The organism is Apilactobacillus nanyangensis (genome assembly GCF_016861915.1).
In the GTDB taxonomy this organism is placed as follows: domain Bacteria; phylum Bacillota; class Bacilli; order Lactobacillales; family Lactobacillaceae; genus Apilactobacillus; species Apilactobacillus nanyangensis.
The window spans coordinates 25,036-46,117 of record NZ_BOLX01000013.1 but is presented as its reverse complement, the minus strand read 5'-3'; the positions used below and the strand labels follow the sequence as shown (position 1 = coordinate 46,117).

At 38.5% G+C, this 21,082-nt stretch carries 22 protein-coding genes and 2 riboswitches; of the genes, 12 read left to right on the top strand and 10 right to left on the bottom strand.

The genetic code is table 11. The features are described from left to right. Window positions 1-21 precede the first annotated feature (21 nt). The gene (locus JUD45_RS05540) at window positions 22-885 is read right to left on the bottom strand and encodes an NAD(P)-dependent oxidoreductase (RefSeq protein WP_138726823.1); all 864 of its coding nucleotides are present in this window, start codon (window positions 883-885) and stop codon (window positions 22-24) included. Window positions 886-1,018: 133 nt separating this feature from the next. Between JUD45_RS05540 and JUD45_RS05535 the strand changes: the two genes are divergently transcribed. After that, complete coding sequence (locus tag JUD45_RS05535) at window positions 1,019-1,480, top strand: hypothetical protein (protein ID WP_138726822.1); 462 nt, start codon at window positions 1,019-1,021, stop codon at window positions 1,478-1,480. Window positions 1,481-1,491: 11 nt separating this feature from the next. After that, window positions 1,492-2,001: a YbhB/YbcL family Raf kinase inhibitor-like protein gene (locus JUD45_RS05530; protein ID WP_138726821.1), complete on the top strand. Its 510-nt coding sequence runs from the start codon at window positions 1,492-1,494 to the stop codon at window positions 1,999-2,001. A 36-nt stretch (window positions 2,002-2,037) separates the two neighbouring features. On the opposite strand, the gene JUD45_RS05525 is transcribed toward JUD45_RS05530, so the two are convergent. Further along, complete coding sequence (locus tag JUD45_RS05525) at window positions 2,038-2,367, bottom strand: hypothetical protein (RefSeq protein ID WP_041152962.1); 330 nt, start codon at window positions 2,365-2,367, stop codon at window positions 2,038-2,040. Between the two features lie 122 nt (window positions 2,368-2,489). Here JUD45_RS05525 and JUD45_RS05520 point away from each other — a divergent pair, with 122 nt between their 5' ends. Beyond that, the gene (locus tag JUD45_RS05520; RefSeq protein WP_187155488.1) at window positions 2,490-4,346 is read left to right on the top strand and encodes an FAD/NAD(P)-binding protein; all 1,857 of its coding nucleotides are present in this window, start codon (window positions 2,490-2,492) and stop codon (window positions 4,344-4,346) included. A gap of 30 nt (window positions 4,347-4,376) precedes the next feature. On the opposite strand, the gene JUD45_RS05515 is transcribed toward JUD45_RS05520, so the two are convergent. Beyond that, entirely contained in the window at window positions 4,377-5,246 is an 870-nt protein-coding gene (locus JUD45_RS05515; RefSeq protein WP_138726819.1) for a LysR family transcriptional regulator, read from the bottom strand. Window positions 5,247-5,353: 107 nt separating this feature from the next. On the opposite strand from JUD45_RS05515, the gene JUD45_RS05510 reads away from it, so the two are divergent. Then, entirely contained in the window at window positions 5,354-6,754 is a 1,401-nt protein-coding gene (locus tag JUD45_RS05510) for an APC family permease (protein ID WP_187155489.1), read from the top strand. Between the two features lie 35 nt (window positions 6,755-6,789). Here JUD45_RS05510 and JUD45_RS05505 read toward each other — a convergent pair whose 3' ends face one another. The 3 genes from JUD45_RS05505 to JUD45_RS05495 form a co-directional block, all read right to left on the bottom strand. Then, window positions 6,790-8,163: an MFS transporter gene (locus JUD45_RS05505; protein WP_187155490.1), complete on the bottom strand. Its 1,374-nt coding sequence runs from the start codon at window positions 8,161-8,163 to the stop codon at window positions 6,790-6,792. Between the two features lie 128 nt (window positions 8,164-8,291). Further along, window positions 8,292-8,912, bottom strand: a complete 621-nt coding sequence (locus JUD45_RS05500; RefSeq protein WP_041153000.1) for an LVIS_2131 family protein — start codon at window positions 8,910-8,912, stop codon at window positions 8,292-8,294. 88 nt (window positions 8,913-9,000) lie between these two features. Beyond that, window positions 9,001-10,014 carry a D-alanyl-D-alanine carboxypeptidase family protein gene (locus JUD45_RS05495; RefSeq protein ID WP_203619824.1) on the bottom strand — a complete coding sequence of 338 codons (1,014 nt, stop codon included), beginning with the start codon at window positions 10,012-10,014 and terminating at the stop codon, window positions 9,001-9,003. A 149-nt stretch (window positions 10,015-10,163) separates the two neighbouring features. Next, a riboswitch (TPP riboswitch) is annotated at window positions 10,164-10,258 on the top strand. Window positions 10,259-10,335: 77 nt separating this feature from the next. On the opposite strand from JUD45_RS05495, the gene JUD45_RS05490 reads away from it, so the two are divergent. The 4 genes from JUD45_RS05490 to JUD45_RS05475 all read left to right on the top strand — a co-directional run bounded on the left by JUD45_RS05490 (window position 10,336) and on the right by JUD45_RS05475 (window position 13,208). Further along, the gene (locus tag JUD45_RS05490; RefSeq protein WP_054605768.1) at window positions 10,336-10,890 is read left to right on the top strand and encodes an ECF transporter S component; all 555 of its coding nucleotides are present in this window, start codon (window positions 10,336-10,338) and stop codon (window positions 10,888-10,890) included. A 15-nt stretch (window positions 10,891-10,905) separates the two neighbouring features. After that, window positions 10,906-12,318: an ATP-binding cassette domain-containing protein gene (locus tag JUD45_RS05485; RefSeq protein WP_203619823.1), complete on the top strand. Its 1,413-nt coding sequence runs from the start codon at window positions 10,906-10,908 to the stop codon at window positions 12,316-12,318. After that, window positions 12,318-12,953, top strand: a complete 636-nt coding sequence (locus JUD45_RS05480; protein ID WP_138726813.1) for an energy-coupling factor transporter transmembrane component T family protein — start codon at window positions 12,318-12,320, stop codon at window positions 12,951-12,953. The genes JUD45_RS05485 and JUD45_RS05480 overlap by 1 nt, the downstream gene beginning before the upstream one ends. 72 nt (window positions 12,954-13,025) lie before the next feature. After that, on the top strand, window positions 13,026-13,208 hold the full coding sequence (locus JUD45_RS05475; protein WP_034530908.1) for an LBP_cg2779 family protein: 183 nt from the start codon (window positions 13,026-13,028) through the stop codon (window positions 13,206-13,208). Window positions 13,209-13,245: 37 nt separating this feature from the next. Here the strand turns inward: JUD45_RS05475 and JUD45_RS05470 are convergent, their stop codons facing one another. Together JUD45_RS05470 and JUD45_RS05465 are read right to left on the bottom strand one after the other, a co-directional pair. Next, window positions 13,246-14,406 (bottom strand): hypothetical protein, encoded by a 1,161-nt coding sequence (locus JUD45_RS05470; protein WP_034532645.1) that lies wholly within the window; start codon window positions 14,404-14,406, stop codon window positions 13,246-13,248. 14 nt (window positions 14,407-14,420) lie between these two features. After that, window positions 14,421-15,401, bottom strand: coding sequence for an asparaginase (locus JUD45_RS05465; protein WP_308438517.1), 981 nt, complete (start codon window positions 15,399-15,401; stop codon window positions 14,421-14,423). Window positions 15,402-15,521: 120 nt separating this feature from the next. After that, window positions 15,522-15,621: riboswitch (purine riboswitch) on the top strand. 71 nt (window positions 15,622-15,692) lie between these two features. Here JUD45_RS05465 and JUD45_RS05460 point away from each other — a divergent pair. Together JUD45_RS05460 and JUD45_RS05455 are read left to right on the top strand one after the other, a co-directional pair. Next, on the top strand, window positions 15,693-17,000 hold the full coding sequence (locus JUD45_RS05460) for a nucleobase:cation symporter-2 family protein (RefSeq protein ID WP_236018489.1): 1,308 nt from the start codon (window positions 15,693-15,695) through the stop codon (window positions 16,998-17,000). 62 nt (window positions 17,001-17,062) lie between these two features. Continuing rightward, entirely contained in the window at window positions 17,063-17,434 is a 372-nt protein-coding gene (locus JUD45_RS05455) for a hypothetical protein (protein WP_225434701.1), read from the top strand. Between the two features lie 29 nt (window positions 17,435-17,463). Here JUD45_RS05455 and JUD45_RS05450 read toward each other — a convergent pair whose 3' ends face one another. Then, window positions 17,464-18,963: an MFS transporter gene (locus tag JUD45_RS05450; protein WP_203619821.1), complete on the bottom strand. Its 1,500-nt coding sequence runs from the start codon at window positions 18,961-18,963 to the stop codon at window positions 17,464-17,466. 218 nt (window positions 18,964-19,181) lie between these two features. Between JUD45_RS05450 and JUD45_RS05445 the strand changes: the two genes are divergently transcribed. Continuing rightward, window positions 19,182-19,442 carry a hypothetical protein gene (locus JUD45_RS05445; RefSeq protein ID WP_138726810.1) on the top strand — a complete coding sequence of 87 codons (261 nt, stop codon included), beginning with the start codon at window positions 19,182-19,184 and terminating at the stop codon, window positions 19,440-19,442. Between the two features lie 97 nt (window positions 19,443-19,539). After that, window positions 19,540-20,250: an MIP/aquaporin family protein gene (locus tag JUD45_RS05440; RefSeq protein WP_053796843.1), complete on the top strand. Its 711-nt coding sequence runs from the start codon at window positions 19,540-19,542 to the stop codon at window positions 20,248-20,250. On the opposite strand, the gene JUD45_RS05435 is transcribed toward JUD45_RS05440, so the two are convergent. After that, window positions 20,225-21,073, bottom strand: coding sequence for a DegV family protein (locus JUD45_RS05435; RefSeq protein WP_138726809.1), 849 nt, complete (start codon window positions 21,071-21,073; stop codon window positions 20,225-20,227). The genes JUD45_RS05440 and JUD45_RS05435 overlap by 26 nt on opposite strands. Window positions 21,074-21,082: the final 9 nt, after the last annotated feature.

Sequence of the window (21,082 nt, the reverse complement as noted above, 5' to 3'; positions counted from 1 at the left end):
GATGCCTTCTTTTTGTTTAGCTTATTTTTCGTAAATTTTGACAAGTCCTTGGGTTCCGTCATCACCTAATTGATAATCGTTAACCATCTTGTCGTATAATTGTTTAGCTAATTTGGTAGCTGGTAGGTCAATGTGCATTTCTTCAGCACCTTGTAAGGCGATTCGTAAGTCCTTCAAGAAGTGCTTAGCTGAAAAGCCTGGCTTAAAGTCACCCTTCAATACACGTGGGCCATAGTTATCTAGACTCCAGTTGTCAGCACTACCACTTGAGACGGTGTCCATCATTGAACCTAAGTCCAATCCGGCAGCCTTACCGTATTCGTACATTTCGACCATTCCTGTCATTGTACCTGCAATCATGATTTGGTTTGCCATCTTAGTATGTTGACCCTTACCGGAACCACCAAATAGTTTTACTTGGCTACCCATGGTATCTAGAATTGGTTTGACCTTATCAAAGGTTTCTTGATTACCACCAACCATGATGGTTAATGTACCCTTCTTGGCACCAACGTCACCACCGGATACAGGTGCATCCAATGTTTCGATCCCCTTCTTTTGCCCTTCATCAAAAATTTCTTCGTCTAATTTTGGTGTTGAAGTGGTGGAATCAATTAATATGGTGTCTGAATCGGCACCCTTGAATAATCCGTTATCACCAAAGTAAATTTCTTTTACGTCATCAGGGAAACCAGCAATCGTGATAACAACATCTGAAGATTGTGCGATTTGTTCAGGCGTATCTAACCACTTAGCACCGTTATCGATGACACTTTGCGCGTGGGCCTTAGTACGGTTAAATACGTTTACCTCATATCCTGCTTTCAATAAATTATTAATCATTGAGGAACCCATTACACCAGTTCCGATAAATCCAATTATCATGTTTAATCCCTCCTTAAACAAAACACTATAGCTATTTATCAATATCTTCAAACAATTAGCTTAATTCCTATAAGTACTAATATTTGTTATAATATAAGTGCAAATCTTTTTTCCGAATGGAGGATTATTTATTATGAATAATGGTGACAATGACAACCGTATTCGTAAATATACTTTCGATGATACATTTATGAACTCCGAAAATAATCAGTCAAATTCAAATCACATTTGGCCAATTATTATCTTTATCGTCGTTGTGGCAGCATTAATCTTAGGCGGTGTTAAAGCCGTCACCTACTTCACTAGCAGCCATGACAATCAAACCACTAAGATGACTAAATCAAGTAATCAAAGTAGTTCAAGCATGGATGATACAAACACATCCGAACAAGATAAGAATAACCAAGAAAAGAGCAATACCTCAAACAATCAGAAACATAAAACTATGTTTGATGGTACTCACATCTTTAGTTCCGTTGCTGATGCGCAAAATTACGCTAAGGCAACACAAAGCCAGTGGGTGCAAGCTGGATACCAAACATACACAGTATCTGCTGATTCACAAGGTTATTACATCTTAAAATTTGTTAGATAGGAGGATTATTCATGAAAGTAAACGTTAAATTAGATGACAACCGTCTACCAGATAAGTACACTCGTCATGCAGCTGAGGAATTTAAGCAAAACGATTTTCCAATCGTTTCATTTCCCTTCTCAATTGAAGATGTTCCTGCCGACACAAAAGAAATCGCCTTTGTGCTAACCGATTTAGATTCAATTCCCGTATGTGGTTTTGAATGGATTCACTGGTTAGTCGCTGGACTAGATGGCAAAGACGTGGTTGTTCCTGAAAACGCCAGTCAAGAAAATCCATTACACTGGACTCAAGGTAACAACAGTTCAGCTGGTCACATCTATAATTTAGGTGATCAACCTATCAGTCATAAGTACATGGGACCTAAGCCACCAAGTGGTGTCCATGATTACACATTGACCGTTTATGCGTTAGACCAAAAACTAAACTTCAAGGATGGTTTCTGGTACAACGAACTACTTCATAGCATCGATGGTCACATTATCGAACAAGTAAAAGTCGATTTACCTGTTGAAAACTAAAAAAAGGCGTTGCCGATTTGGCAACGCCTTTTATTTTTATAGTCGAGCAATTCGTTGAGCTTCATCTTCTAGTCTAAAACACAAGTCTAACGCATCTTTTTTGAAGTCCTCAACAAAGCTTTCTCCATTTGATTTAAATTCAGCAATTTGACGACCGCTGATACCAGTAACTGTAAAGGTTACTCCATCATCAGCAAGCTTAGAAGTGTCGTAGTGACCTTCTTCTGCTTCTTCTAGGTAATCTTGGAATAAATCAGCAACTGCTTGGAAGATTACTTCTTCTTCGGTTACCTTATGTCCGTCGATTAACATACGAGCCATCTTTAATTTTACTTCGTCCATGTTTTCTGGAATTAATTCACTCATTATTAACACCATCCTTAACTGCTATTTTATCATAATCCATAATCATTTTTAGAAAATAATGCGTTAAAAATGAAATCACTTTTTCAATCATGTTATTATCTTATTATAAAGGAGTGTTCGAAATGAAAATCGGAATTATCGGCGCAGGCCCTCGTGGTCTGTTAATGCTTAACAATTTGATTCAAAACTTTGAATCATCTGATCATGACAACTTAACAATTCATCTTTTCGACCGTGCCGTTGCAGGTGGCCGTGTCTGGAAAGTCAAACAACCAATTAGTCTAATTATGAATACCCCTGCCAATGAACTTTCATTATTCGATGATGGACAAAAAGACGCACTAAGTGTTTCACAATGGTGCCAATCAGAAACCTCAAAAGAGTTTATCAACAGTCTAGATGTTGATAACAAAGACGAGTTACTAACAGCTGTTGATAAGATTAACGACAGAAGTTATGTACCTCGTGCCATTTGCGGTGCCTACTGTCAATGGTTCTTCCAACAATTAGTTAAACAAATCAAGGACAATGACAACATCAACCTGGCAGTTCACTTCAACCAAAATGTGGATAACGTTGAAAAGGTTAAGGATGATTCTTTCGTCGTATCTGTTGGTGATGTTGATTACCCTGTTGATAAGCTAGTATTCAGTCTAGGTCAACAAGAAAACAAGTTAACCAAAGACCAAGAATCACTACAAAAATACGCTAATGACTACGATCTAACCTACATTTTACCTGGTGAAGCTGATGAAGCAGACTTATCAACAATCACCAGTGATCAAAATGTGATTATCCGTGGAATGGGACTTAGTTTTAATGACTTCGTATCCCGTCTAACCGAAGACCGCGGCGGATACTTCACAGATAACGGAGATGACACACTTACTTATCACGCGTCAGGCGATGAACCTACTATCTTTGCTGGATCAAGACGTGGGGTTCCTTACTATCCTAAGGCGATTAGTCAAAAGGCATTCAACGAAAACTATCCAGCAGTATTTTTAACCAACGAAAATGTGGATAAACACCTAAAGGATGGTCATATCTCATTTGAAGATTTCCACACGTTATTAAGACTAGATATTGAATATCGTTACTACAGCTTCTTATTCAGCCTAAAACATCCAGAAATCGATGTCGCTGACTTCCAAAAGAAGTTCAAAGAAACCGATAACCACAACTCTTTAATCGGTAGTTACCACCTACCAACTGAAGAAGTCTTTGATTGGGATAAGATTTTAAACCCAGTTGCTGGTGTAAAGATATCCACACTGGATAACTATCAAGAAAACATCAAGACCTGGTTAAAAGAAATGATTGACGATGCCCTATTAGGCTCTAAGACCGGTCCTGTCATCGGTTCACTAGAAATGCTTCGTGATCTTCGTGACAACATTCGTTACGTGTTGTCCAATCACTTATTCACAAACGACGATTTGGTGCACAAGTACCTCGGTCGTTTCTCTTCTGACATGAAGTTCCTATCCCAAGGGGCTCCAGCCGTTCGAAGCCAAGAAATCCTAGCATTGATGGACGCCGGTATCGTTAAGATTATCGGCCCTCAAATGCAAGTCATCGGTGCCAATCACAAGTTCATCACCCGTTCAGCATTCTACGGTGAAGAAATTATCCACGGTGATGCTTTAATCGAAGCACGTACAAACGCTCCTGTTACCAAGGTTTCAGCAAACCCTGTTATCACCAGCATGATAGACAAAGGATTAATTAAGCCACTTCCTATCACTTTATCTGATGGTGAAACAGTGGATAACTCATCTGTGGATATCGATATTAAGACTGACCAAGTGGTCGGCCAACCAAACTTATACACATGGGGATTAAATACCGAAGGATTATACTTCGTTACCTCAGCTATCCCTCGTCCAGGTGTCAATGATTCAATCTTACGCGCCGGAGACGATATTGCTAAAGGATTACTAGACATCCCTGTTGAAAACCCAACTATCTACATGTAAACAAAAAGCCATTCAATCGAATGGCTTTTTTTATTTGAGCTCTTCTTTTCTGTCGATAATAAACTTCGCAAAGTGTTGACTGGCAATTGGTAGTTCATCCTTATTCTTATACACAATTGCGACTGGTCTAGTCACGTTTGGTTCGACCGGCTTACTAACGATATTAAAGTCGGTACGACGGTAAACCAGTTCGGATAGGATACTTACACCTAGTCCCGCTTCGACCATGGCCATGATGGTGTAGTCATCTTGAATCTTGTAGCGCACGTTGGGTGTGACCCCGGAACGTTTAAATGCCTCAAGCGGTTCACTGTAGCCACCACCCTCAACTAGGATGAACGGATCATCAGCAAGGGCTTCAATTGGCACTGAATCGGCGTTGGCATATGGATGATCAACTGGAATAAACGCATTCATGTTAGTGTTGTGGACAATTGTCTTATTAAAACCTTCTCCGTATTCAGCGGTCATGATGGCGAAATCAATTTGGTCGGTTTTCAACCAATCGATGATGGTTCCATAGTCACCCTGGTTTAAAACGAAATTAATCTGTGGATAAAGCGCCTTAAACTCTTTGAATAGGTCAGGCAACCAGTAACAACTAACACTGGTAATTGCCCCGATTCTGACCGTTCCTGATTGAAGGCCATTGATGGCGTTGGCGGTGTCAATTAATCCACGGTATTGACGAAGCGCTTGTCTGATATGTGGATAAAGTTTTTCCCCATCAGGTGTTAACTCAACTCCTGATCTGGAACGCTTTAGGATGTGCATGTTGAATTCCTTTTCCAGATTGGACATCATTTGGCTAACGGAAGATTGTGTATAACCCAGTTGTTCCGCTGCTTTAGTGAAGCTCTTATTCTGTAATACTGCTTCTAGTACAATAAATCTATTCATCTTATATCATCTTTTCTTATGTAAATATTGAATTTATTAATTTTACTTATGTTAGAACTCATTATATAGTTAATAATACAAATTAACAAGAAAAGGTGTTGATATCTATGCAAATATTTAAAAAGGAGTCGGTTAGCAATTATTTAGAGGCCGATTCACGATTATCCAAGTCTTTGACAACTAAAGACTTAATTGGCTTGGGTATCGGTGCCGTAATTGGTACTGGGATTTTCATCCTTCCCGGACATGAAGCTGCTAGTCATGCTGGCCCTGCTGTTGCGATTGCCTTCTTAATGGCTGCTATTGTTTCTGGTTTAGTTGGTATGGCTTACGCTGAATTTTCATCAGCGATGCCAATTGCTGGATCAGCTTACTCATTTGGTTCAGTCGTCTATGGTGAAATTGTTGGTTGGATTTTAGGATGGGCCTTAATCCTTGAATACTTCTTAGCCGTATCGGCAGAAGCGACTGGATTTGCTGCTTACTTTAACAACAATATCTTAGCCGCCATCGGAATTAATTTACCAACTGCCCTACAAGCCAGTCCAATGGAAGGTGGCGTGATTAATATTTCTGCCGTCATCATTGTTGTGGTTATCGCTGGAATTCTTCTAATGGGTTCTGAAATGTCTAAACGCGTTGAAAACTTCGCCGTCATCGTCAAAGTCGCCATTATTATTATTTTCATCATCATCGGTGCTTTCTACGTTAAGACAAGCAACTATGTTCCTTTCTACCCTGCTCAATTCCACTCAACTCCTTTTGGTATGGGTGGTATCTTCACAGCAGCTGCTACTGTTTTCTTTGCTTTCATCGGTTTTGATGCATTAGCTTCCAACTCCGCTGAAACCATTGACCCAGGTAAGAACGTGATCAAGGGAATTATCGGCACTGTGGTTTTCGCCGTAGTTCTATATGTTGCATTTTCAATGGTACTTACTGGAATTGTTAACTACAAGGAACTAAACGTTGACGATCCCGCTGCTTACGCTCTTCAAATCATTCATTTGTCAGCGTTCAACAAGCTAATTACTATCGGTGCTTTGTTTGGAATCTTTACCGCCATGGTGACTATGTTCATCGGTGGTTCTCGTCTAGTGTATGCACTTGGTCGAGACGGCCTTCTACCTAAGTTCATCGGTCGCGTTAACTCCAAACACTCCGTACCAAAGAACGCGATTATCATTGCAACCATCGTTCAAGCTGTCTTTGCTGGTTTGGTTCCATTGACCCAACTAGCATCATTGATTAATGCCGGAACATTGATTGCCTTCGCATTCATATCATTTGGTATTATTAAACTTCGTCGTAGAAAAGATATTAAAAACACCGGATTTAAGATGCCATGGTATCCATTCCTACCAATCGTAGCTGGTGTATTCAGTATCTTCTTCATCATCATGCTTCCAGATATTACCAAGATTTCCGTTGGTATATGGATTGTGATTGGATTTATCTTCTACTTCGTTTACGGAGTTCATCATTCAAAACTACAAAAACAAGACTAAACGAAAAGACCAAGTCGAATCGACTTGGTCTTTTTTTATTTTTTATCTCGTGTTGTTAAGACAACCACGAATTGAATAATCATAATTATTAATAAGAATAGTAATGCAACTGCAAACCCAATCGTAGCACTACCCAAGTTGAGGTTATCCACCTTGGTAATGATGGTAGCGACAATCACAGTTCCGATTGCTCCGGCAAACTGTTGGATTGTGGTTAGGATTGCATTTCCATCTGCTTGAATTTCATTTTGTAAGAAACTCAATACTTTCGTCATAATGTTACCATATGATAAACCAATTCCAATCATGATTAGTGAATACAATGCTAGAAACATTCCATCGCTAATGTGACTTGATGCAAAGGTCAAGATCAATAATGAAACGATGATTAATCCTGAACCTGAAAGAATTGGCTTCTTGGCACCCAGCTTATCAAGCAATGCACCAGATAATGGTGAAATAATTGCACCCAAAATGGCACCCGGTAGCAGGATTAGACCAGCTACACTAGATGAACTATGGTTAATGATTTGCACGTAGTTTGGTACTACGAAAGCAAGGCCCAAGATAATCAATTGGTTAATGAAGAATGCTAATAAATACTTAGAATAAGCACCATTCTTCAAGATATTAACGTTTAATAATGGTTGGTGTTTTCTCGATTGGGTTCTGATAAAGATCACCAATGAGCTGATACCAATCAAGATTGGCAATAGTGTGTTCACACTAATAATGTCAGCAATACTGATGTTGCTGATTCCGATAATCAAACCGAAGAATGTAATCACTACTAAAATAAAGCCGCTATAGTCAAAACGATTCTTGGCTAAATCACCCTGGTTAATCTTAGGAATTGAATAAATCCCTAATGCCAAAGCAATCAATAGTACTGGAATTAAGAAAATAAAAATATAACGCCATCCCAGCGTATTTACGATAACTCCTCCAAAAGTTGGTCCGATGGCAGAGGCAGCCGCTGTGATTAACGATCCCACCCCCATCATAAAACCTAGTCGACTTACTGGAACGTTATCCAAAATGATGTTAAACATCAAAGGTAACGCAATCCCAGTTCCAATTCCTTGGATAATTCGACCTAACAATATAAACGCAAACGATGGTGCGGTGGCATCAACAATTAAACCAATCAAAAACATAATGCCGGAAAATACAAATAGTGATTTAACGGTATAACGTTTCTTTAAAAACTTAGAGATTGGAATAACACTTGATAAGACGAGTAGATAACTAGTTGTTATCCATTGAACCACATTTAAACCAATGTGGAACTCATTAATCAAGGTTGGGAATGTGATGTTCATGGAAGTCTCAACTGTGACCCCTCCAAACGTCATCACCCCAACGGCTAAAATCGATAATAATACACTTCTAGAAATTCTATCTTTCATTAAATAATCATTATATTTCTTCTCCTGTAAATTTTTTATAAATGATAACGATTAAAAAGTATAATTGAAAAATTATAAAAAAGCAAACTTAAGACGAAAAAAAGCCCTGGATTAAATCCAGCGGCTTTTTATTTTTCGTTATAAATAAATGAATTATCCGGAATACGGATTAGAGTATAACTCTTGAACTGACGTCTTGCATGTAATCCGATTCCATTCCAAAAACTGTCTTTATACGTAACGGTTACGTCGGCAACCCACGCTCTTTGGTATTTTCTGTCTAGCATCTTAGCTTCATTATCATTCCATCTAACCGCTGACTTTTGAACATTAATTTCGCTATTAGTACCAACTAGCACACTTGATGCTGAGCTTGATACTGATAAACGCTGTCCATTAACCAAATATGAGTAAGACTGATTCAAAGATGAATTATTCCCACTTTTGACCTTCACATAGTAAGAGCTGTTCCCATTGGTATCCAAAATTAATGGTTTGAAGTCACGAGAAGTAACAACATTTGATCCATTAATGTTTGGATAGAATGTCTCAAAAGACATAAATCCAATCCCAGCAAATAACACGACGATTTGTGCAATCGTCTTTAAATGGTGAGTTAATGAAAAGTCGTAGTGCCCATTTATGATTAGCCTACTTCTTCTTACCCCGATGTTATGAATAATAAAAATTGCATAAATAAACAAAATTATCCAAAGAAGTAGGCCAACTATATTCCAGGCCGATTCCATAAATCTTCTCCTTTATACTAGTAATCAAAGATACCTTACCATTTTACACTATTTTAATAAAAATACAAAATTCTTATGCTAACTATTATTATTTCAATGATGAATCGTGATTATTCACTAGTTTTATTAACTTCGCAGTGTCAGAAAATTCAGCATAATCATTAACAACAACTGTAATCACTCGATCTTTTCCTGGTTGTTGAGCTGTCGCAACTAGACATAATCCAGCGGCAACAGTATATCCCGTTTTTAATCCATCAACGTGCAAACTTTCATCGTAGAATGGTCTACCAGGTAGTAAACTATTTTCATTAAATAATGTTTGACCATCAACTTTTTCATATACTTGTTTGGCATCATCAATTGCCTTTGGATAAATTGATAGGACGTGATCGGCAATGATTGCGATACTCTTGGCTGAGATCATGTTGGCATCGTCTTTGCCACCGACTTGAGCGTAACCAAACTTAGCTAAGTCACTATTTTCTAGTCCTGATGATGACACAAAGGTAGCGTCTAAATGCCATGCCTTGGCTTGTTCGTTCATCATCTTAATAAATTTAACATTCGAACCACCTGCAACCCACTGGCCAAGTGCAATTGCTGAATTATTTGATGATTGAACTAAAGCAGCCTTATATAAATCACGAACCGTGTACTTATGACCATCCTTAAATTTAAAGCCACCAAGTTCGACATCAGAGCCAAGTTCTTTAAGTCCTTTACTACTAGTGTCGACCACTTGATTCCACCCATTAGTCTTTTCAGCTTTTTGAATGGTTAAGTACAAGGTCATTAGTTTTGCCAATGAAGCCACCTTAATCTTTTTATCCCCATTTTGAGAATAAATGACCTTATTCTTAGTAGCATCAAGAGCGACCGCTGCACTCGCATTTTCGACCTTGTCCTGTGACATTTTTAATAAGTCTGTCTTATATGTTTGTCTATCTTGTTGGTAGTTTGGTTGGTATCCTTTTTTATTATTAGTTAGTTTTGTATATTCTTGGCGAATAAATGAGAATGGATTATTGAATTGTTCATATGCCCCTAATCCAATCGCCGCAACGAATATTATTGCTAGTCTTTTAACTGATTTCTTCATTCATTTTTACTTCCATTTTTATAATTTCACTATCTAAAGTTACCACGAAATCACCGTTACGACAAGATATCCAGACTTTTTTATTTATTAATAATAAATATAAGCATTGCATTTAAATTTAATAAATAGTATAGTTAATTTAAATTGATAATTAATGTTTGGGGTGCCGGAATTCGGCTGAGATTCATACCCATAGTACCTGATTCAGGATAATCCCTGCGAAGGAAAACAACCCTTTTATTTTTAATGCTTTATAAATTATAAAAATAAATTGGACTCCAAACACGTGTTGTTTGGGGTCCTTTTTTTCTGGAGGAAACTATGAAAAACACATGGTCACTTAGAAACATCATTTTACTTACATTAATCTCAATTATCTGTGGAATCATCTTTTTTGCCACAGGTTTCTTATACAACGCAGTAAGTCTTGCACTTACTCCTTATGGTCTAGCACCTCTTGCTAACGATCTACTACTTGGTCTTTGGGTAATGGCAGCTCCACTTGCTGGTTTTATCTTCAAACGTCCCGGTGCTCCATTCTTAGCTGAGGTCATTGGTGCCATCGTTGAAATGTTCTTAGGTGGACAATGGGGTGTCGAAACTATCATTGTTGGTATCGAACAAGGTATCGCAACTGAATTAGGTTTCGCTGCTACTAAATACAAGCACTTCGATTGGTTAGGTGTATTCGCTACTACCATCTCAACTACTGTCATCACATTTATCTATGACTGGTTCAAGAGTGGTTACAATGCATATGCCATCCACATGCTAATCATCTTATTCATCGTAAGATTCATTTCAATCTTCATCTTTGGTGGTGTGCTATCAAAACTAATCGCCAACATGTTGGAAAAGAGTCACGTTATCAAATAATAGGAGTGTCATTTTTTGAATAACTTATCAATTAACAATTTGACATACCAATATACTGGTACTTCGAAGCCAACTTTTAAAAGGGTTAGCCTGGCTTTCGAATCTAATCAAATGGCATTGATATACAGTCCTTCCGGTTCTGGTAAATCAACGCTTTTGAAAACAATCGCAGGATTTTATCCACAATATAACGACGGTACAATCAACGGCGTTATCCATTTTAATCACCAAGATATCTCGGAACTTTCAGAATGGAAATTGCGTGAAACCATTTCCATGATGTTCCAAGATCCAATGCAACAATTTTGTATGGCTACCGTGGAAGACGAATTCATCTTCACTCTAGAAAATCTTCAAATTGAACCTGATAAAATGGATCAGGTCATCGAAGATGCCCTTTCTTTCACTCATACCAATGATTTAAGAAAGCGCGAATTCAAGACCCTTTCCGGTGGTGAAAAACAAAAAGTTGCACTAAGTATCATCGTAGCAATTAACGCTCCTGTTATTCTATTGGATGAACCATTTGCCAATGTCGATATCAAGTCTCGTCTGGAACTGATTAGTCTATTGAGCCAGCTAAAGGAATCAGGCAAGATTGTCATCGGTATCGATCATGATCTTATGGGCTACGAAAATAAAATCGACCAGTTAATCGGTTTCGATGAAGACAACACAACGTTTAAATCTTTAGATGAAGCGGCAGTCAAAGAATTGTTCAATCAATTCAACGATTCCACAAATCGTCCACTATCAAACGAAGTTGTTGGAGAACCCATCGTTAACTGTGAAGATTTATCAATTGCCAACTACGACATGCAATTAATCAATCATTTAGATTTAGACTTGATGAAGCAAAAAACTACCTTAATTACTGGTCCCAACGGATGTGGTAAATCAAGTCTGTTTAAAACATTTATCAAGCAACATGATTTTGATGGAGAAATTAACTTTGACCACAAATCAATTCGTAAAATCCGTTTAAACAAGTACTTACAAAACGTTGGAATGATTTTCCAAGAATCAACCAAGCAATTCATTAAAATCACTGTCAAAGACGAACTAGAACTATCCAAGAAGAATGCATTCAACCATTGGTTTGACGATAAACAAATCGCTGAATACACTCACAAACTTGGTCTAGATGAGCTATCCGATCGTGTCATCTACTCTTTAAGTGATGGCCAAAAGAAACGACTACAAATCCTAAGCATGGTCATGATGGGACACTCACTTCTTCTTTTAGACGAACCTTTTAATGGTATCAACATTGAATATGTTGCCGTGGTCGTTGATTTATTGAATTATGCAAAGACTAAGGGTCAAACTCAACTACTTATCTCTCACCAAACTCATGGTCTTGATAACCTAGTTGATTACCATTTAGCATTTGATAATCACAAACTAACTTATCAGGAGGTCTTTTAATGAATCCCGTATTAAAACTACTGATGATGTTAGTGATTGCATTGGAGATTTCATTTACAACATCAGTTAGACTAAACCTAGTTATCTTTATCGTTAGTCTAATTTATCTAATCTTCTTCGCTTCAGTTAAGCGGATCCTATACTTATTATTCGTTACCTTAATTCCGGCGGCCGGAATCTATTTCGCCCAAAAGATGAATGGTGACTATCAATACGGTATCTTATTGGTGACTCGTCTATACGCGTTTGTCACACTGGGTGGAACTTACACTTGTAAGACCTCCATCGAGGATTTGGCTGGTAGTCTGGAACAAAACTTTCACGTGCCCAGCAAGTTTGCCTACGGGGTAATGGGAGCCTTTAACTTGATTGAAACCATTAAGCAAGAAATTGTCGACATCAAGTTAGCCGCTAAAATGAGAAATGTCCATCTATCGTATGTTTCTCCAACCCTTTACTTCAAGTCAATCCTAGCCGCCATGAACTGGTCTACCCTACTAGCTCAGGGAATGAATTCACATTTATTCGTTGAAGGAAATAGTCGAACCCATTTCAAAAAGATCACAATCAAAGCAACTGACTATTTAATCTTTTTGGTTGTGGTTGTCGCTATCCAAATTATCCTAATTTTTTAGACTTTATTTTTCTACTTATACTAAAATAAGTTATAATGTAATTGTCGGATGGATTTTGTTAGGAGGGTTCTTATGAATCGTAAATTAAATAAGATTGCTGAAGAAATTGTTACTTATCAAAAGAATAATGATATGCCAGATACATTATTGGCTTATAACCTACATTTTAGTGTAGAGGAATTGCATGACATCAAGAGCATGCGCAGATCCCCAAATCAAGATGAAGTAGATATTATCAAACAAAAATTAGGCTAATCAAAAAAGGAACCCGTAAAAACGGGTTCCTTTTTTATTACATATCACCTTTTCTTCTCAATCGTTGTTCATCTAAATAAGCATAGATGTATTCAAAACCAACTTCGACGATGTCATTTAACGGAATCTTTTGTCCGTAAATGAAGAAGTTAACTGTTTCATCCAATAGACTGAACTTCATTGATTCTGGTCCAATCTTTTCCGGATAACCCAAGAAGTTACTGCCGGACTTTAATTGTAAGCGAATCAATTGATGCTTGTTCATTGATTGAGTCAAGATGGCGTTTAAATTATCTTCGGTACTGTCAAATTCGCGTGAATCGTTTAATACCGGCTGTGATGCATTATGATCTGCGATGTTTTGATCCTTCATTAGTTGAACCAATTCAAGGTAGTCGTTGCCAACGGTGACTCGTTGGATTCCATTCATTCGAATGAAGACATAGCCACCAAATTGACCAGACATGTCGACAACTTTTAGGATGGCACCACTGTCGTTTAACATGATGACCTCCCCGACATAGAAGAAGTGGTCATTGTATCTACAACGGACTTCGACTAGGTTGTGATGATGGAATGAATCGTTCAACAAATCGATGATGTTGTTGATTGATTCGGCGGTCTTTGCAATGTTTTGTTCTTTGACCTTGCCCATTACTTTGCTCATGACACTTAGTTCACGACCTTGGAATTCAATAATCATGCTTTGGTTAAAGCCCATGGTGACCAATTCATTTTGCATGAAGTCGAACTTGTTAATGCGTAAGAACTTAAAGGAATCATTGCTGATTTTCTTAACCATCCCTGTGTAGAAACGTTCCGCTTCATTGTCGTGAATTAGGATAACCTCTTGGTTTAAGTATGCTTGAATTAAAATTTGTGGGAACAAGTTGTTGTTGGAATCAAAGTGTAATTCGCTGGGTTTGGATTCCATTAATCCTTCGTCCTTGGCGATTAGCATCTTTTCTTTGATGCTATCTAAATCTTCACTTTGACGTTCCACACTCTCGATGATGGCAGTCTTCATTGCGACGTATCCATCGGCTAGACCGCTTGATTCGTATGTGGCAATGATGACCTCGTCATCGTTATAAGTTTGAATATAACCGGTGTAGAAAATATCACCTGTGTTTAGGTAGATATTCACAAGTTGTTTCTTACTCATTGCTGCATTTAAATCTGCAATGATAGAGTTCATAAACATCCCTCACTCTATGATATTGCGTTACTCATAAATCTAGCTAACTCTTCACCAGATTTGTGCGCACTTAACGCAATGATTAATTTAATACGTGCTTTTTGTCCGTTTAGACCGTGACAGAATTCTAAGCCCATTTCTTCCAGTTGGATTCCTCCACCTTCGTAGGCGTAAATGTCTTGGGCAACCCCACTTAGACATCTGGAAACCAAAATGACTGGGATGTTTCTGTCGACTAAACGTTTTACTGAATCTAATGTTTCAGGAGGTAGGTTTCCAGCACCTAGTCCTTCGATTACTAGACCGTTAGTTTGATCATTATCTAAAGCGTCAAACAAGGTACCGTCCATACCGGCAAAGGCCTTAATTAGGTAAACGTGATCCACTAGTGAATCAACGTTTACAACTTCACTTTGGATTAGTTCTTGGTAAAATGTTGGTTCATGTTTGGAAATAATTCCGATTGGACCAAATGTGGGTGTTCTAAATGTTGCCACGTTAGTAGTGTGGGTTTTAGTAACGTATCTTGCGGTATGAATTTCATCGTTCATTGCCACCAAGACACCCTTGTTCTTAGCTTGTGGGCTTGCAGCGGTTGCTGCAGCATTTAATAGGTTATATAGGCCATCTGAACCAATTTCGTTTGATGAACGCATGGCACCAGTTACGACGACTGGAAAATCGTTGGCCAAAGTTAAGTCTAAGAAGTATGCAGTTTCTTCTAGGGTATCTGTACCGTGAGTAACTACGACACCGTCGTATCCTTGCTTTTTAGCTTCCTTAATTCGATTAGCGATTTCAAGCATTCTATCAGGGGTCATATGTGGAGATGGTAAGTTAAAAATCTCCTCATTTGTAATATCGATTCCTTGATCTAATAAATTATCTTGTTGATTGGCGATTGGATTTTGTTCATTTTGAACAACTTCCCCGCTTTCGTCTTGAGACATTGAAATAGTTCCACCGGTGTGAATTGCTAAAATATGCTTCAAGATTATTCCCCCCTCGTATCTATCAAATAGTACTTTCCATTGTACCTTATAATTGTGAAACTGAACAATTATATTAATTATAAGGATTGCTTTTTTAACAAAATTCGTCTAATATTGAATTACAAAATTAAATCAGTTATTGCCTATATATTTACCATAATAAGGTTGGTAAGTTTCTACCCGGAACCGTAAAGTCCGGACTATAAGCAAAAAGATGAAGGTCTCTTTGCTTTTTCTAGCATTGAGGCTTTTTTATTTTTCAGGGTAATAATTAAATATTAGGAGGAATTTTGTTTGGATAATCATGAAAGCAATTTGCAACAGGTATCCCAATTTAAGGCTGCCATTTTAGGTTTCCAACACTTGTTAGCAATGTATTCAGGTGACGTTATCGTCCCATTGCTAATCGGTGCTTTCTTACACTTCAATGCAGCTCAAATGACTTACCTGGTTTCTGCAGATATTTTTATGTGTGGTATTGCCACACTATTACAACTTAAGAAGACCCCACTTACTGGAATTGGTCTTCCCGTTGTATTGGGATGTGCGGTACAAGTTATTACACCACTTGAAACTATCGGTGGTACTTTAGGTGTCGCATATATTTATGGAGCTATTATTTGTTCTGGTTTATTCGTATTTCTAATCTCTGGACTTTTCGCAAAACTACGTAAGTTCTTCCCGCCAGTTGTTACTGGTTCACTAATTACCATCATTGGTTTCTCATTAGTACCAGTTGCCGTTCAAAACTTGGGTGGTGGAAATGCTTCAGCTAAGAACTTCGCTGACCCTCACGATTTAATCGTCGGTCTAATTACTATGGCCGTTATTATCTTGATTAACATCTTTGGAAAAGGTTTCTTCAGATCAATCTCTGTATTGGTTGGGATGGTAGTCGGAACTGTGATTGCTTATGCACTTGGCATGATTTCATTTGCTTCAGTTGCTCAAGCTAGCTGGTTCCACTTCCCACAACCATTCTACTTCGGTACACCACACTTCAGTTGGTCAGCTATTCTAACCATGATTTTAGTATCACTAACTACCATGGTGGAATCAACTGGTGTCTTCTTAGCACTTGCTGATTTAACTGGTCGTAAGCTAAGCGAAAAAGACCTAGCTAATGGTTACCGTGCTGAAGGGATCGCTGCGATGCTTGGTGGTGTCTTCAATACCTTCCCATACTCAACTTTCTCAGAAAACGTTGGTGTGGTTCAATTATCAGGTATTAAGACTAAACGCCCAATCTACTACGCTGGATTATTCCTATTAATCTTAGGTCTGCTTCCTAAGGCTGGTGCTGTTGCAACCGTAATTCCAAGTTCAGTGCTTGGTGGTGCCATGGTCGTAATGTTTGGTATGGTTGGGGTTCAAGGTATCCGTATTCTACAAAACGTTGACTTCAGCAAAAATGCTAATCTATTAATCGTTGCCCTATCAGTTGGTACTGGTATTGGGGTAACAGTTTACCCACAAATCTTTAGAGCTCTTCCTCAAGCTGCTCAAATCATCTTAGACAACGGTATCGTTGTTGGTGGTTTCCTAGCTGTCCTACTAAGTTTCTTATTCAGCTTAACTGGTCAAATTGAATTGGAAGACTAATCAATGTAAAATGATAACCATCATGTATAATATGCATGATGGTTATTTTTTTGGAGGCACTTATGGATAATAACGAAAGATTTTACGAACCCAAAAACTCAAAAGACGCAATGCGTTTTATCGAACGCCTATTCAACTCATACAAGGACTCTCCTTTGACCCAATCACTATTGGTCTACCACCAAAAGTTGATCAATCAATTGAGAGATAATATCGAACCTGCTGCTAAGACCGAAGGAATAGAAAGCCGCGTGAAAGCAGCGCAAAACATGCAACGCATCATGGCTGACTGGGTTCAAATCAAGATGGCCGGCAAACATTACAATGGTCGTATGCACCACTTTGATTTCCAACCCGATTCAGCTCAACAAAAGTTCAAACGAAATAATATCAAACTTTCAAATAACGGTGGCCACCAATCAAGTCGCCACTAAAAAAAAGCCGCTTTTACAAGCGACTTTTTTTATTTACTCTTTTTGCTTCTCATACATAACAAGATGTAGCAAAGAATTCCGGCAACGATAAAGATAAAACCATCTGTGATTGCCACGCTATCAATGCCTCGATAAAAGGAATTGTGCACGATTGATAACAATGTTGAGTTGTGCATCTTTTCAGCAATTTCACTACCCGCAAATGGTCCAGCGTTTTGGAACATGTGCATTAATGAATCACCCATCTTAGATGTCACTAAATGATCGTTGTAGGTGTCGGTCAAGGCCAATCCTAATACAACTAGTCCCAAGCTGGTCCCAAATTGTTTACCAACGTTTAATAATCCAGAGGTCATCCCAATTTCCTTTGGTTCAACGGAACTAACGGCAATGTTAGATGATAGTGGATTAACGAATGCATTGGCCAAACCTAATGTTACGAATGTAGGAATCAAACCATACCAGTGGTTTTGGTTACCCAAGAAGACTGGTAAGACGAACATCCCGACACCGGCTAGTATTAATACGAAACTGATGATTAGTCCTGGATTAATCTTAGTGGCAATCTTACCAGAGATGGGTCCAATCACAAGTGAGAAGGCACTAATTAGCATTAGTTGTGCCCCACTTTGTAGCGCGGAATAACCCATGTAGTTTTGTGATAGCACAATGATGTAGCTAAATGCCGCATAGATAGCAATTCCCAATGTTAGGTTGGAAATGGCACTTCCAACTACCTGTCTGTTTTTAAGCAAACTAAGATCTAGCATTGGACTTGCGAAGTGATTTTCCCAAACGGCAAAAATGGCGATTAGAATGACACCAGCTGCCAATATGGCAAATACGTGCATATCGAACCAAGAGTATCCATAGTGGGTTTCTTTTTGAATTAAACCTAAAATAATGCAGAACATAAAGGCAAATGATAATAGCATTCCAATAAAATCGATTTTGCCACTATTGAATGTCTTGGAAGTTGGAATGTATCTGGCACTCATGAATAGTGCAATCACTCCGATTGGAATATTCATCCAAAAGATGGATTCCCAACTAAAGAAGCTAAGTAGAATTCCCCCGAACAATGGGCCAAGTGCAGTGGATAGACCAGCAACACTTCCCCAGATTCCAAGAGCCAAACCTCTTGATGGTCCTTCGAAGATGTCGGCGATGATACTCATGGAAAGGCTAAGCATTCCGGCACCACCGATTCCTTGAATACCACGGAAGATGATTAACCAAGTAATACTTGGCGCGACACTACATGCTAGTGAGAAAGCAGAGAATAATACCAAACTAATGATAAAAATGCGTTTTCTCCCTATTAAGTCCCCTAACTTAGAAATTAGGAACAACACGGCCGCAAACATTAATGTGTAAGCATTAATGACCCATTGTAACTGGCTAAAACTGCTGTTAAAGCTAGTTTGAATGGTTGGTAGAGCAACGTTTACAACGGTCACGTCTAACAGGCCCATGAAGAATCCTAGGCAGACTGCAACCAATGCAAACCATTTATTTCGACTTTGCATAATAAGTCTCCTTCGTATAGTATTTCCTTCGCGCCTATCTAACGCGAGCCCACCTGTCGATATGCCTATCGATTGTTCCCGCCGAGGAATACCATACTGTTTTAACTAATATAATATATTACCGTATTATTATATTTTCGACTAGTAAAAGCTATTTGCTAGCAAGTTGGCCCACCTATTTGTATAATAATCTTCTATTAAGATTAGGTGGTGGATTGATGAATTACGATAAATACTTGGATGCTTTAAATTACGAGGATGCCGATACTGTCTTAGGTAGTGTCATGAGTGCAGCCGGTTTTCCTAAAGTTGCAAACATTGAGGATGCCTGTGACGTCGCCTACCTTTCCGGCGACGAGTCCGATCGTAAAATCATCGAACAACACCAACCCATGTTTTATAACACCTTAGAACACCGTCTCGTGAACAAACAAGACGTTATCGATATCATTAACCAACTAAACGCAAACAAAAAGTGAAACCAAGAAATGATTTCACTTTTTATCTGATATGGTTTTAATTTTATTTCAATAAGTGATAATCTATCATTTGTAGACAGCTAAAGGAGGGATGGAAATGAAACTATTATTAGGTGAATTTATCGGAACCTACATAATGTTATCCTTGGGATTAGTAACCAGTGTTATCATTAACTACTTCTTATTCCCCAAAGGACAAAACCGTTTTATTACCGGATTTTACTGGGGTATTAGTATCCTGCTTCCATCCCTTCTAACGACTTTCTTCTTTGGAACCGCCGAATACAATCCGGTCGTATCACTCACTTTAGCCGTTAACCACCAGATTCACTGGTGGCTAATGATTGGTGAAGTACTTACCCAAATCCTCGGTGCCTGGCTAGCATCACTAACCGTTAAGGCCGTCTGGTCAAAATGGTTGGCTAGTCTTCCTTTAAACTTGAACTTCTATGCGACCGTCCCCCGCGACGTCAACAATTGGAAGCGTAACTTTAAGTGGGAAATTATCGGTACCTTCTTGATTATCGTTAATACAGAAATGCAAAATGACATCAATGCTCAATGGTGGGTCAAGACCTTATTTTCATCATTACTAATGATGATTATCATAAGTATCGTTGCTCCAATCACTGGGGCCGCATTTAATCCCACTCGTGATTTGGTTCCTCGTTTCTTCTTTTCTAGAACTTACGACAAACGATTATCACAATGGAGATATGCGGTGGTCCCTTTCTTAGGACCTATCATTGGTGCCATTTTAGGAATTATCTTTTCAGTTATCTTTAGTCATCTTGTTTACAAGTCATGATGGCAAATGCATTTTCACCGGTATGAACTGCAACGATTGATGAAGTATATTGAACTAATACGTTAACGTTTGGGAATTGTTCTTCCAGACGTTTTTTTAATGCCATCGCAAATTCGTCACTACCAGTGTAACTGATACCGATGAACTTGTAGTTGGTGTTTGCGTTAGTTTCAAAGAATTGGTCCAACCACTTGGTGATGGTCTTCTTACCTCGACCCTTTAGTTGTAGCTTTAGGTCATCTGGTAATAGTTGGAAGACAACGTGTAAGTTCATCATTTTTGAGATGATACCAGTTGCCTTGCTAATACGGCCACCCTTTACTAGGTTTTCCAATGTACTTACACCGATGTATAGTTCGGAATTTTTAATGTCTTGGTTCACGTGGTCGATGATTTGATCACGAGTGTAATCACCTGATTGAGCCATCTTAGCGGCTTCAACCACTAGAAAACCTAGACTTTGGTCGATGTAGTGAGTGTTAACTACCTTAACGTCTCCGTCAGCGATTTCACTAGCTTGGCTAGCAGCGTGGACAGTTCCACTTAATAAATCAGTCATGTGTAGTGATAGAACGGTGTCGCCGTCCTTGGTTAGTTCGTTGTATACTTCAACGAATTGACCGATTGAAGGTTGACTGGTGGTAGGAAAGTCACCCTTTGGATTGTCTTTAATGTATTGAATTAGTTTTTGACCATCCATATCAACGCCATCTTGGTAAGCTTGAGTACCAATGTTGACGTTCAATGGAATTACTTTAATGTCGTACTTGTTAACAGTTTCTTCTGGAATTAGAGCTGTTGAATCCGTCACAATTTTAATCATGTTATATCT

What these genes read in the sequence shown, in the direction of transcription:
- JUD45_RS05540 (WP_138726823.1), bottom strand. Translation starts at nt 885, where the DNA reads ATGATAATTGGATTTATCGGAACTGGTGTAATGGGTTCCTCAATGATT.
- JUD45_RS05535 (WP_138726822.1), top strand. Translation starts at nt 1,019, where the DNA reads ATGAATAATGGTGACAATGACAACCGTATTCGTAAATATACTTTCGAT.
- JUD45_RS05530 (WP_138726821.1), top strand. Translation starts at nt 1,492, where the DNA reads ATGAAAGTAAACGTTAAATTAGATGACAACCGTCTACCAGATAAGTAC.
- JUD45_RS05525 (WP_041152962.1), bottom strand. Translation starts at nt 2,367, where the DNA reads ATGAGTGAATTAATTCCAGAAAACATGGACGAAGTAAAATTAAAGATG.
- JUD45_RS05520 (WP_187155488.1), top strand. Translation starts at nt 2,490, where the DNA reads ATGAAAATCGGAATTATCGGCGCAGGCCCTCGTGGTCTGTTAATGCTT.
- JUD45_RS05515 (WP_138726819.1), bottom strand. Translation starts at nt 5,246, where the DNA reads ATGAATAGATTTATTGTACTAGAAGCAGTATTACAGAATAAGAGCTTC.
- JUD45_RS05510 (WP_187155489.1), top strand. Translation starts at nt 5,354, where the DNA reads ATGCAAATATTTAAAAAGGAGTCGGTTAGCAATTATTTAGAGGCCGAT.
- JUD45_RS05505 (WP_187155490.1), bottom strand. Translation starts at nt 8,163, where the DNA reads ATGAAAGATAGAATTTCTAGAAGTGTATTATTATCGATTTTAGCCGTT.
- JUD45_RS05500 (WP_041153000.1), bottom strand. Translation starts at nt 8,912, where the DNA reads ATGGAATCGGCCTGGAATATAGTTGGCCTACTTCTTTGGATAATTTTG.
- JUD45_RS05495 (WP_203619824.1), bottom strand. Translation starts at nt 10,014, where the DNA reads ATGAAGAAATCAGTTAAAAGACTAGCAATAATATTCGTTGCGGCGATT.
- JUD45_RS05490 (WP_054605768.1), top strand. Translation starts at nt 10,336, where the DNA reads ATGAAAAACACATGGTCACTTAGAAACATCATTTTACTTACATTAATC.
- JUD45_RS05480 (WP_138726813.1), top strand. Translation starts at nt 12,318, where the DNA reads ATGAATCCCGTATTAAAACTACTGATGATGTTAGTGATTGCATTGGAG.
- JUD45_RS05475 (WP_034530908.1), top strand. Translation starts at nt 13,026, where the DNA reads ATGAATCGTAAATTAAATAAGATTGCTGAAGAAATTGTTACTTATCAA.
- JUD45_RS05470 (WP_034532645.1), bottom strand. Translation starts at nt 14,406, where the DNA reads ATGAACTCTATCATTGCAGATTTAAATGCAGCAATGAGTAAGAAACAA.
- JUD45_RS05455 (WP_225434701.1), top strand. Translation starts at nt 17,063, where the DNA reads ATGGATAATAACGAAAGATTTTACGAACCCAAAAACTCAAAAGACGCA.
- JUD45_RS05450 (WP_203619821.1), bottom strand. Translation starts at nt 18,963, where the DNA reads ATGCAAAGTCGAAATAAATGGTTTGCATTGGTTGCAGTCTGCCTAGGA.
- JUD45_RS05445 (WP_138726810.1), top strand. Translation starts at nt 19,182, where the DNA reads ATGAATTACGATAAATACTTGGATGCTTTAAATTACGAGGATGCCGAT.
- JUD45_RS05440 (WP_053796843.1), top strand. Translation starts at nt 19,540, where the DNA reads ATGAAACTATTATTAGGTGAATTTATCGGAACCTACATAATGTTATCC.
- JUD45_RS05435 (WP_138726809.1), bottom strand. Translation starts at nt 21,073, where the DNA reads ATGATTAAAATTGTGACGGATTCAACAGCTCTAATTCCAGAAGAAACT.